This is a genomic window from Nocardia pseudovaccinii (assembly GCF_050942345.1).
Lineage (GTDB): Bacteria > Actinomycetota > Actinomycetes > Mycobacteriales > Mycobacteriaceae > Nocardia > Nocardia pseudovaccinii.
In genome coordinates this window covers 3,281,946-3,293,114 of sequence record NZ_CP192074.1, presented here as the reverse complement: position 1 = coordinate 3,293,114, position 11,169 = coordinate 3,281,946, and the positions used below count along the sequence as shown (strand labels likewise).

General features: G+C 65.8%; 10 protein-coding genes. 5 read left to right on the top strand and 5 right to left on the bottom strand.

Translation table 11 applies throughout. The features are described 5' to 3' along the window. Position 1 precedes the first annotated feature (1 nt). The gene (locus ACQPZ2_RS14660) at positions 2-232 is read right to left on the bottom strand and encodes a hypothetical protein (protein ID WP_433526031.1); all 231 of its coding nucleotides are present in this window, start codon (positions 230-232) and stop codon (positions 2-4) included. Between the two features lie 66 nt (positions 233-298). Between ACQPZ2_RS14660 and ACQPZ2_RS14655 the strand changes: the two genes are divergently transcribed. Then, positions 299-2,296 carry an APC family permease gene (locus ACQPZ2_RS14655; RefSeq protein WP_433526030.1) on the top strand — a complete coding sequence of 666 codons (1,998 nt, stop codon included), beginning with the start codon at positions 299-301 and terminating at the stop codon, positions 2,294-2,296. Between the two features lie 47 nt (positions 2,297-2,343). On the opposite strand, the gene ACQPZ2_RS14650 is transcribed toward ACQPZ2_RS14655, so the two are convergent. The 4 genes from ACQPZ2_RS14650 to ACQPZ2_RS14635 all read right to left on the bottom strand — a co-directional run bounded on the left by ACQPZ2_RS14650 (position 2,344) and on the right by ACQPZ2_RS14635 (position 6,561). After that, on the bottom strand, positions 2,344-3,084 hold the full coding sequence (locus ACQPZ2_RS14650; protein ID WP_433526029.1) for an SDR family NAD(P)-dependent oxidoreductase: 741 nt from the start codon (positions 3,082-3,084) through the stop codon (positions 2,344-2,346). A 287-nt stretch (positions 3,085-3,371) separates the two neighbouring features. Next, a complete protein-coding gene (locus ACQPZ2_RS14645; RefSeq protein WP_433526028.1) occupies positions 3,372-4,139 on the bottom strand; it encodes an enoyl-CoA hydratase-related protein in 768 nt (255 codons plus the stop codon). Continuing rightward, positions 4,139-5,407 (bottom strand): acetyl-CoA hydrolase/transferase family protein, encoded by a 1,269-nt coding sequence (locus tag ACQPZ2_RS14640; protein WP_433526027.1) that lies wholly within the window; start codon positions 5,405-5,407, stop codon positions 4,139-4,141. The genes ACQPZ2_RS14645 and ACQPZ2_RS14640 overlap by 1 nt, the downstream gene beginning before the upstream one ends. Next, positions 5,404-6,561, bottom strand: a complete 1,158-nt coding sequence (locus ACQPZ2_RS14635; protein WP_433526026.1) for a CaiB/BaiF CoA transferase family protein — start codon at positions 6,559-6,561, stop codon at positions 5,404-5,406. Before ACQPZ2_RS14635 ends, ACQPZ2_RS14640 begins: the two co-directional genes overlap by 4 nt. A 107-nt stretch (positions 6,562-6,668) precedes the next feature. Here ACQPZ2_RS14635 and ACQPZ2_RS14630 point away from each other — a divergent pair, with 107 nt between their 5' ends. Genes ACQPZ2_RS14630 through ACQPZ2_RS14615 form a run of 4 tightly spaced genes read left to right on the top strand, consistent with a single transcriptional unit; the run spans position 6,669 to position 11,144 of the window. Beyond that, on the top strand, positions 6,669-8,162 hold the full coding sequence (locus ACQPZ2_RS14630; protein WP_433526025.1) for a class I adenylate-forming enzyme family protein: 1,494 nt from the start codon (positions 6,669-6,671) through the stop codon (positions 8,160-8,162). Positions 8,163-8,167: 5 nt separating this feature from the next. Next, complete coding sequence (locus ACQPZ2_RS14625) at positions 8,168-8,914, top strand: SDR family NAD(P)-dependent oxidoreductase (protein WP_433527428.1); 747 nt, start codon at positions 8,168-8,170, stop codon at positions 8,912-8,914. A gap of 25 nt (positions 8,915-8,939) precedes the next feature. Next, positions 8,940-9,923 (top strand): acrylyl-CoA reductase (NADPH), encoded by a 984-nt coding sequence (gene acuI / locus ACQPZ2_RS14620; RefSeq protein ID WP_433526024.1) that lies wholly within the window; start codon positions 8,940-8,942, stop codon positions 9,921-9,923. A gap of 21 nt (positions 9,924-9,944) precedes the next feature. Next, positions 9,945-11,144 (top strand): FAS1-like dehydratase domain-containing protein, encoded by a 1,200-nt coding sequence (locus ACQPZ2_RS14615; protein ID WP_433526023.1) that lies wholly within the window; start codon positions 9,945-9,947, stop codon positions 11,142-11,144. Positions 11,145-11,169 lie beyond the last annotated feature (25 nt).

The window sequence follows — 11,169 nt, the reverse complement described above, 5'->3', positions numbered from 1 at the left end:
GTCAGGCGTCGAGGGCCGCGGTGATTTTGCGGGTCATTTCGGTCACGACGGGGCTGGGTTGGGCCTGGTGGATCTGGGCGGCTTCGATGGCGATGAGGACGGTGCTGCAATTACGGGGCGGAGCGGGCACAACAGGACACACGCCATCGCGCGCGCCGACAAAAGCAGGATCGGCCTCGGTTGAATGGCCAGGTAGGACCTTCTTGATGTGCTTCTTCCGGCGTCTCGGCAATTTTTTACGATATTCCTACGGCTTCGCCGGACTCGGCGTGTCGCTCGGGACTTACGCTCATTCATCGTGGTTTCACCGATCGACATCGCTAAGCGAGTTGTGCTGGGGCGCCCGTTTCGCAGCGATCGGCTCGGTGAGACGTTGCTTCCGAAGCGACTGGCGCTACCCATCTTCGCCAGCGACCCGCTGTCTTCAGTCGCGTACGCGACGCAGGAGATCCTGCTCATCCTCACCCTCGGCGGGCTCAGCTACCTGTATTTGACGCCGTGGGTGGCCGGTGGCGTCGTGGTGCTGCTCGCGGTGGTCGCGGTGTCGTATCGCCAAGTGGTTAAGGCCTATCCCTCCGGTGGCGGCTCGTATGAGGTGGTGGCCGAGAACCTCGGTCCGATCCCTGGTTTGGTGGTTGCGGCGGCGCTGCTGGTCGATTACGTGATGACCGTGGCGGTGTCGGTCGCGGCGGGCGTGGACAACATCATCTCCGCGGTCCCCGACCTGAACCCGCACCGAGTACTGATCGATATCGGATTCATCGTGGCGCTGACCGCGATGAATCTGCGCGGGGTCCGCGAATCCGGCCGGGCGTTCGCGGTGCCGACCTACGGATTCGTGGTCGGTGTGCTGGCAATGGTCGCCATCGGATCGGGCCAGGCGCTGCTCGGGCACGCACCCGTTGCCGAAAGCGCACATTACGAGATCCATGCCGAACATGTCGGTTTGAGTGCGGCCGCGGTGGCTTTCCTCGCGCTGCGTGCATTCTCGTCCGGCTGTACCGCACTGACCGGCGCGGAGGCGATCTCCAACGGCGTGCCCGCGTTCCGGAAACCCAAGGCACTGAACGCGGCCCGCACCATGACCGCAATGGGTGTCATCGCTATCACCATGTTCTCCGGAGTGACCGCGCTGGCGATGATCTCCCACACCAAGGTCACCGAGAACACCTGCGACCTCGTCGGATTCCCAGGCGACTGCCGCACCGATGCCCAGAGGACCGTGATCGCGCAGATCGCCGCGGCCGTTTTCGGCAGCAGCAGCATCGCGTTCTACTACTTGACGGTGACCACGGCGCTGATCTTGATCCTGGCGGCCAACACCGCGTACAACGGGTTCCCGCTGCTGAATTCGATTCTGGCCCAAGACCGGTACATGCCCCGCCAACTCCACACTCGCGGTGACCGCCTGGCCTACTCCAACGGCATCATCCTGCTCGCGGTCGTCGCGGCCGGACTCATCTACGCCTTCGACGGGCAGACCACCCGGCTCATTCAGCTCTATATCGTGGGCGTATTCACCTCGTTCACGCTGTGCCAGACCGGCATGGTCCGGCACTGGAACCGCGAACTACGCAGTGCGACGACCGCGGCGCAGCGACTACGCATCCACCGCGGCAGGCTGATCAACGCGTTCGGGGCCTGCTTCACCGGTGTCGTCCTCGTCGTCGTCATGATCACCAAGTTCAGCCACGGCGCCTACCTTGTCGTGATCGCTATGCCGCTGCTGGTGCTGGTGATGTACCTCATCCATCGCCACTACACGAAGGTGCGCGCCGAACTCGACATCGACCCCGACGACACCCCCACCCTGCCTGGCCGGGTGCACGCCATCGTGCTGGTCTCCGGCTGGCACAAGGCGACCCAGCGCGCCGTGCAGTTCGCCCGCGCCACCCGTCCCGACACGATCACCGCCATCACCGTCAACGTCGACGACCCCGAAACCCGTGCCCTGGCCCAGGATTGGGAACGCCAGGACGTGGCCATCTCGCTCAAGGTGATCGAATCGCCCTACCGCGAGATCACCCGCCCCGTGATCGACTACATCAAACGGGTACGCCAATCCCGACCCCGCGACGTCGTCAGCGTCTATATCCCCGAATACGTCGTCGGACATTGGTGGGAGAACCTGCTGCACAACCAGAGCTCGCTGCGACTCAAAGCACGGCTGTTGTTCGAACCCAGCGTCATGGTCACCAGCGTGCCCTACCAACTCCGCTCGTCCCGAACCCGCGACCCATCCAAGATCGCACACAGCCCCGGCGAAATCCGCCGCGGAATCATCGGCCCGAATTAGGCGTATCCCCTTCCCCGATGAGGCGCACAGGCTCCGGCATCAGCGCCTCATCTGCCCGCCATCGCCATCAGCGCATCGCGCCGCGGCATCGAGAGGAGTGTCTCGAACGTTGCCCGATAGTAGTCGCTGCTGATGAAGACGGGACCGTTGGAGAGATTCTCCAGGGTGAGTCGCGCTACTTCCTCGGCCGACATCACTTCGGGCAGTGTGGACATGTCGATGCCCTGGTTGGCTGCGGCTTCGGATTCCGTTGCGCCGGGGCACAGCGTCAGCACATCGATCCCGTCGGGCTGGAGCTCTGCCCACAGGCCTTCGCCCAACGATTTGACCAGCGCCTTGCTCGCCGAGTAGGCGGCGGAATACGGGCAGCCCATGAGGGCTTCGACCGAACTGGTGAAGATGATGCCGCCGCGGCCGCGTCGACGCAGGCGCGGGATGAAACCGTGGGCCAACTGCATCGGCACATGGCAATTCACCATCAGCATGTCCGCCATCGCCTGCGGATCGTTGTCGGCGTGCGCACCCTTCATGCCGAAGCCCGCGTTGCTGACCACCAATCCGATATCAAGCGCGCCGGTAGCGTCGAGCATCTGCTGTGTGGCCGTCGGCGCCGAGAGATCTACCTGAACCGGCCGCACCTGTACACCGTGTTCCTGCGACAGCTTTGCGGCCGACTCTTCCAGCCGATCGAGTCGACGGGCGACCAGCACCAGGTCCAGCCCCATCGCCGCCAATACATCGGCGAACGCCTTGCCGATGCCCGATGATGCGCCCGTGACGAGCGCCACCGGCCCGTACTTGTTCTTGAAATCGCCGTTATCCATTCGAGCCCACTTCCACGTTCCTACCGAGAATCCGACTTCGTTATATCGGATACGTGGTTCCGAGGTACGACCGAGCGGCCGAACTCGACATCCGTTCGGCCGCTCCTTGTCCCGTTCGATCTCGTATCGAGGTGCGCCGCCTCCCTTTCCGACGATCTCGTGCAGGCCGAGCTTGCTCAGCCGATGCTGAAGGGTTCACCCCAGAGTTGAAGCGGCCGCACGAGCGCATGATCGGTCGCGGATGGCACGGCTCATCGTCCTTGCCAACGCGGGGAACGCTTTTCGGCGAATGCGCGCGGCCCCTCCTGCGCATCTTCGCTGCGGTAGCAGTATTCGGCCGCGTGCCGTGCGGCTTGCAGGGCGGCCGTACGACCCATCTCGGTGGCGAGCATGACCGTTTCCCGGGCCGCCCGCACCGACAGCGGAGCGCCCGCGAGAACTTCGGTGGCCAACTCGAGCGCGGTCGCCAGCAATTCCCCCGGTTCGGCGAGGCGATTGACCAGGCCGATCGCATAGGCGCGGTGGGCGGTTATCGGCTTGCCGGTGAGCAGGATTTCCATCATGACCCGCTGCGGGATCATATGAATCAGCGGTGCCGCCCATGGTGCGCTCCGGCCCACCTTGACCTCGGTGATCGCGAAGCGTGCGGTGCTGCTCGCGACACACAGATCGCAGGCCTGGGCGATCATCCAGCCGCCCGCGTAGGCAACACCGTTCACTGCCGCGATCGTGGGCTTCGACAGCTCGATCGTGTCGTACGGGAGCGCGAACATATCGCGCGGCGGCACCCGCATACCGGTCTCCACCATCTCCTTCAGATCGCCGCCCGCACAGAAGGCCTTGTCACCTGCGCCGGTGAGAATCGCGATGCGCAGGGCCGGATCTCGCTCGAACCGGTCCCAGGCCGCGGCCAGTCCCGCGCGCACGTCGGCGGCCAGGCAGTTGCGTGTCTCCGGTCGGTTCAGCGTGATCACGGCGATGCCATCGTCGCGGGCGTCGAACAGGACAGCGTCGCTCATCAGAATCCCCTCTCAGCGATGGTGCGGGCGGCGCGCGCCAGCTCTTCCCGAAAGTCGGGATGGGCGATGGCAATCAGGCGGCGTGCACGCTCGGCCAGGGTCCGGCCGCGCAGTTCGGCCGCGCCGAATTCGGTGACGATCACGTCCACATCGCTGCGCGCGGTGGTGACCGGCCCCGAGAGGCCGACCGTGATCCGGCTGATGGCGCCGCCTTTGGCGGTCGCGGGCAGCACGATGATGGAATGCCCACCCCGCGAGCGCGTCCCGGCGCGCACGAAGTCCACCTGACCGCCGGTACCGCCGAGGTAGGCCGAACCGCTCTGCTCCGCATTCACCTGGCCGGTGAGGTCGACCTCCAGCGCCGAATTGATCGTCACCAGCTTGTCCAGCCGGGCAAGCACTTCCGGATTGTGGGTATACGACGTGGGGCACATGCGGATACCGAGGTTGCGGTGGGCGAATTCGTACAGTCGCCCGGTGCCGATCAAGGCGCCGGTGATCGATACGCCGCGGTCGATGCGTTTGCGCGCATTGGTGACCACTCCGGCCTCGACCAGATCGACAAGCCCGTCACCGATCATGCCCGAATGCACGCCGAGATCCCGGCGGTCGTGCAGCAGGCGCAGGATGGCGTCCGGCACCGCTCCGACTCCGGTCTGCACGACCGATCCATCCTCGATGAATGCGGCGGCGTGCTCGGCGATAGCCGTGTCGGTCGTACCGATGCGCGCGGGCGGCACCCGTACCGGCGGCCGCGAAACCGTTACGGCGTAGTCGATTTCGGCTGCGGACAGCTGTTCGCCGTGGGTCCACGGCACCTGCTCGTTGACCTCCGCGACCACCACCCGGGCCCGAGCCACGGCCGCGCGTACATAATCGCTGATCAAGCCGAAGCTGTGGTTGCCGCGCGCGTCCGTGGGACCGACCTGAACAAAGGCCACGTCACAGCCGATGATCCCGTCCTCGATGAGCGCGGCGACCTGGCTGACATGGCAGGGGATCACGCTGAGCCGGTGTGCTTCGGCCAGTGCGCGCAGTGCACCGATCGCGCCCATGCTCGACAGCGAAAAGCTTTGCGTCGCTTGCTCGGTGAACAGACCGGAGAAGCTGGTCGCGATGAATGCCGACAGCCCGCCGATCTCGCCGCCGCCCGCGATCAGCGCCTCGATCAGGGTGGTCGGCTCACCGCAGGCCTGACCGATGACGATGCGATCGCCGGGACGCAAGAATTCGCGCACATCGAGGTCGGTGCCGGAGATGATCTTCATGCGCGCGCCTCCCCCACCACGCCGATCTCGCCGACGATCTCGGCGGTGTGCTCACCGAGCCGGGGCGCCGGACCCGCGACACGACCTGGTGTCCGTGAGAACCAGGTCGGCGGACCAGGGAAACGCACTGCGCCGTAGGGGGATTCGACTGTTTCGAAGAATTCGGCCGCGTTGAGGTGCGGATTGTCGAACAGTTCGTCGAGGGTGCGGACCGGCGCGGCGGGAATATCGAGGGACCGCAGCAATTCCAGCCACTCCCCCGTCGAACGTTCCCGGAAGGTTTCACCGAGTAGCGCATAGACGGTATCGATCCGGCGAGCCCGCCGCTCGAGTGTGGCGAATTCCGCACTCGCCCATGATGGTTGCACGGCGTCGACGAACGCCGACCACTGCTTGTCGTTGTACACCAGCGCGGAGATATAGCCGTCGGCGGTGCGATACGGTTTCCGATTCGGCGTCACCGCACGGGGATACACCGCGGCGCCCAACGGCGGGTCGAACAGGGCGCCGTTGGCGTGCTCGACCAACAGGAACGCCGCCATGGTCTCGAACATGGCGACCTCCACCTCCTGGCCCGCACCGGTCCGCTCGCGGTGGAACAGCGCCATGACGGTGGCATACAGCGCCGTCAGGCCGGCCACCTTGTCGGCCATGATGGTGCCGACATAGCCTGGCGCACCGGTCAATTGCTCCTGCACGAACGGCAGGCCGCATTCGGCTTGGATGGTGTCGTCGTAGGCGGTGAGATTCGCATCCGGTCCGCGGCGGCCGTAACCGTAGCAATTGGTGTAGACGATCGACGGATTCAGCGCGCCGACCGCATTGTAGTCGAAGCCCAGATCGGCGATCGCCTTGGCGCGCATCGAATGGATGAAAACGTCTGCGGTGCCGATCAATTCACGCAGTGTGGTCTTTCCGTCCGCGGAGCGCAGGTCCAGCACCGCACTGCGCTTACCGCGGTTCACGTTGACGAATACCCCGCCCATACCCGATTCGGGTCCGACCGAGATGTAGCGGGTGTTGTCCCCCGCCGGGGGTTCGATCTTGATCACGTCCGCGCCCATATCGGCCATGATCTGAGTGCAGTAGGGCCCCATCACCATTGCCGTGAGATCCACGACCCGCACCCCGGACAACGGACCCGAACGTTGCATCTGCCTCAGCCTCCACGATTCGGCGCGGTCCCCAGAGCACCGCCAGCGTCGACAGACTATAAGATTAATCCTTGCAAGGATAGCAACGATACTGATATCAAGAGGACGTGGAAAGTAGCATCGCGCGGGTCCTCGACACCGCGCTTGCCACCCGCCCGGACGCGCCCGCGATCGAGGCGGCCTCGGGTATCTGGTCGTATGCGGAACTCGACGAGCAGGCGCGACGGGCCGCGGGCGCGCTGTGGTCGCTCGGTGTGCGCCCCGGCGATCGGGTGGCCGCCTGCCTGCCCAATGATCTGACGATCGTCGCGGCTTTCCATGGCGCACAACGGATCGGTGCGATGTGGGCAGGCATCGGTGAGGCACTGTCCGAGAGCGAACAGCAGGCTCTCTACGAGCTCTGCGAACCGACGGTCGTACTCGCGGGCCCGCGCTGCCGGTTGATTGCGCCGGAGTGCGTCGACACCCGACGCTGGGCACAGCTCATCGCTCGCGCCGAGGCGGCTCCAGCGGTCGACCCCGATATCGACGCACCCGCCGCGATCGCTTTCACCAGTGGTACATCCGGACGACCGAAGGCCGTCGTGCACAGCCAGCGCAATCTGCTGCTTCCGGGCGCCGCGCTGGTCACGACCCGCGGCTGGGGACCCGACCTGCGCAAGGGCGACAGCTTCCCGCTGACGATCCTCAACCTGATGGTGTTGTCCACCCTGCTCACCGCACAAGCCGGTGGTTGCGCGGTGATCATGGACCGTCGCGATGTCGACGGGGTGGCGGAGTGGATCGCCACACGCCGGGTGACGGTCTGGAACGGTGCTCCCGCACAGCTTTTCGATCTGGCCGGGCGTCCGGAGTTGGATCTGAACTCGCTACGGGAGGTGTGGAGCGGCGGCAGTGACACTCCGGACCAGCTGCGGATGGCCTTCGCCGCCGCCCACGGTGTCGTGCCACGAGCCACTTATGGCCTCACCGAGGCGCCGACGGTGGTGTCGATCGACCCTGCCGATGGCGACTGGCGGCCGGGCTCGAGCGGACGAGTGCTGCCGCAATACGACGTCGCGGCCTACGACGAGGGCCAACGCCTACCTGCGGGCGAACTCGGCGAATTGCGGCTGCGTGCAACCACGTCCGGGCCGTGGGCGCATCGGTGGCGGCCGTTGCTCGGGTACTGGGAATCCGGCGGTCTCCGAGCATGCGAATCCGGCCCGATCGCCACCGGTGATATCGGAACCGTCGACGACGCGGGGTGGCTGACGGTGCTGGATCGCAAGAAGCTGGTGATCATCCGGGGCGGGGCCAATGTCTACCCGCTGGAGGTGGAGCGAGTCATCGGGACCCATCCGGATGTGGACAAGGTCGCGGTGTGCCCGATACCCGACGACAGACTCGGGCAACGGGTAGCGGCATTGGTCGAATCAGCCAGTGACGCACTCGATTTCGGAGATCTCGCGGATCTGTGCCGGACGGCGCTCGCCGCATACAAAGTGCCGGAGATCTGGCGCCGGGTCGCTGCCCTGCCGACCAATGCCATGGGCAAGGTCGACCGCACCCGCCTTGCCGAGCTCGTCGTCCATCACCGGGATACCGGGGAGACCAGGTGACCGGCATGTTCGATCTCGACGGGCGGGTCGCGATCGTCACCGGCGCCTCGTCCGGCCTCGGCGCGGCGGCGGCACAATCGCTGGCATCGTTGGGTGCGCGGGTGGCGGTGGTCGCCCGCAGGCAGGACCGGCTGGCCGAACTCGCGAAGCGAGTCGACGGCATCGCCGTCGCAGGCGACCTGTCCGATCTCGAGCGCATCGGTGGCGTGGTGTCGTCCGTGGTCGGACAATTGGGTCCACCGGAGATTCTGGTCAATGCCGCCGGAAACCGGTTCACCACCGAGCGCGCCGAATCCGAGACGCTCGATGATGTGCGCGACACCATGGATCTCAATCTGCTCGCACCATTTGTGTTGGCGCAGCAGGTATTTCCGCATATGCGCGCCATCGGACGCGGCGCGATCGTCAACGTCTCGTCGATCAGCGGCCGCGTCGGCATCCCCGGCATCCCGCAGGCGTCCTACGCTGCGGCCAAGGCGGGCCTGTCGGGCCTGACCGCCGAATTGGCGGTGCAGTGGGCCCGGTATTCGATCCGGGTGAATACCGTCGCACCCGGCTTTTTCCGCAGCGAGATCACCGACTCGCTCTACGACAGCGAGCGCGGCGCCGAGTATCTGCGCCGTAATACCCCACTACCCCAGCAAGCGACCGCCGACGACATCGTCGGCGCCATCGTCTGGCTCGCCGGCGATGCCGCGAGCTACGTCACCGGTCAAACCATCGTCGTCGACGGCGGCTGGACCGCGCGATGACGGACGCCAGAAAGGACTTCCGCCAATGTTTTCCGCACTGTTGATCGAGAAAGATGAAGCCGGGCAATCGGTTTCGCCCAGCAGCTTGGACGAAAGCCGCCTGCCCGACGGAAGCGTCACCGTCGAGGTGGCGTACTCCACGCTCAATTACAAGGACGCCCTGGCCATTACCGGCACATCGCCGGTGGTCCGCAAGTTCCCGATGGTGCCCGGCATCGATTTCGCGGGTGTCGTCACGGCGAGCACTGACGGTGCGTGGGCGGTCGGCGACAACGTCGTGCTCAACGGCTGGGGTGTCGGCGAAACACATTGGGGTGGTTTGGCGCAGCGCGCCCGAGTCGACGGGGATTGGCTGGTGCCGCTGCCCGCCGAATTCACCGCCCGGCAGGCGATGGCCATCGGCACGGCTGGCTATACGGCGAGCCTGTGCGTGGACGGGTTGTGGGACCACGGCGTGCGGCCGGACCAGGGTGAAATCCTGGTGACCGGCGCGACAGGCGGTGTCGGCAGTGTCGCGATCGCCCTGTTGGCCAAGGCGGGTTTCACCGTGGCCGCCGCGACCGGCAAGACCGCGGAGGTCGACTACCTACTGCGACTCGGTGCCGCCACAGTGGTCGACCGGGCCGAACTCGCCGACGGCGGCAGGCCGCTGCAGAAGGAACGCTGGGCGGGTGTCGTCGATGCCGTCGGCAGTCACACCCTGGCCAATGCCTGCGCTCAGACCCGCTATGGCGGCGCGGTCGCGGCGTGCGGTCTCGCCGGGGGCATGGACTTTCCGTCGACGGTCGCACCGTTCATTCTGCGCGGGGTGACTCTGCTCGGCATCGACAGCGTGCAGGCGACCAAACAGCGACGTCTCGCGGCTTGGAGCCGCCTGTCGCGCGATCTGGATCCGGCCGCGCTGGAGGCCATCACCCGCGAGATCGCGCTGGGGGATGCGATCGATGCCGCAGGTCAGCTCATAGCAGGCACGGTGCGGGGCCGCATCGTCGTCGATGTCAATCGGTAATCCATCACCTCAGGAGAAGCAGTGAGCCCCAACGCAACCCCCGAACCCGATGTCATCGAGCTCGACCTGTCCGACGTGGAACCTCGTGTCGGACAGCCGATCGGCGGCGGACAACTGTGGGAGCCGTGCAGCGCCTCCGACATTCGCCGCTGGGTGATGGCGATGGACTATCCCAATCCGCTGCACTGGGACCACAAATTCGCCGGGGAGTCCCGCTACGGCGGCATCATCGCGCCGCAATCCATCGCGGTGGCCCTGGATTACGGACACGGCTGCGCGCCCGCGTGTGTCGGACGCATTCCGGGCAGCCACCTGATCTTCGGCGGCGAGGAATGGTGGTTCTACGGCGCCGCGGTACGGCCCGGCGACAAGTTGGTCCAGGACAGGCGTTTTCACGACTACAAGGTGGTCCAGACGAAATTCGCCGGGCCGACCATGTTCCAGCGCGGCGACACCACCCATCGCAATCAGCACGGCACCCTGGTGGCGCGCGAACGGTCCACCTCCATCCGGTATCTCGCCGCCGAGGCGAACAAGCGCGGCATGTACGAGAACCAGGTCGGCGAGGTGAAGCGCTGGACCGAACTGGAATTGAACGAAATCGCCGTCCTGCGCCATGAGTGGCTGATGTCGAATCGCCTCGGTATTTCACCGCATTTCGACGAGGTCGAGGTGGGCGATACGCTGCCGAGGCGGGTGCTCGGACCGCACAGCATCGCGAGCTTCACCACCGAATACCGGGCCTTCCTGTTCAATATCTGGGGCACCTTCGGCTGGGTGACACCCGAGGGCGTCGAGGATCCGTGGGTCTACCAAGATCCGGGTTGGACCGAGGGTTTCGCCTTCGACGAGGAGGGCGCCAAGATCGATCCGCGCAAACGCGACGGTCTGTATGTCGGTCCGTCGCGCGGCCATATCGACGGTGACAAAGCAGGTGCGGTCGGCATGGCCCGCGCCTACGGTTACGGCGCGACGATGGGCGCCTGGTGCACCGACTACCTGGCGTATTGGGCGGGCAACGACGGTCTGGTGCGCCACATCAAATCGGATTTCCGCGGACCGGCCTTCGAAGGCGATGTGACCTATTTCGACGCCGAGGTCATCGGCAAGGAGGCCGTGTCCACGTGGGGCGTGCCGCTGGTCGAGCTCGAGCTGCGGCTGACCAATCAGGACGGCGGTGTGCTGGTGGACAGCACCGCCGAGGTCGAACTGCCGTTGTGAAAGTAGCCCGAGAGGAGCGAGCGAC

Excerpts from the sequence above, each read along its gene's own strand:
- ACQPZ2_RS14645 (WP_433526028.1), bottom strand. The coding sequence starts at position 4,139 with ATGAGCGACGCTGTCCTGTTCGACGCCCGCGACGATGGCATCGCCGTG.
- ACQPZ2_RS14640 (WP_433526027.1), bottom strand. The coding sequence starts at position 5,407 with ATGAAGATCATCTCCGGCACCGACCTCGATGTGCGCGAATTCTTGCGT.
- ACQPZ2_RS14635 (WP_433526026.1), bottom strand. The coding sequence starts at position 6,561 with ATGCAACGTTCGGGTCCGTTGTCCGGGGTGCGGGTCGTGGATCTCACG.
- ACQPZ2_RS14625 (WP_433527428.1), top strand. The coding sequence starts at position 8,168 with ATGTTCGATCTCGACGGGCGGGTCGCGATCGTCACCGGCGCCTCGTCC.
- acuI (WP_433526024.1), top strand. The coding sequence starts at position 8,940 with ATGTTTTCCGCACTGTTGATCGAGAAAGATGAAGCCGGGCAATCGGTT.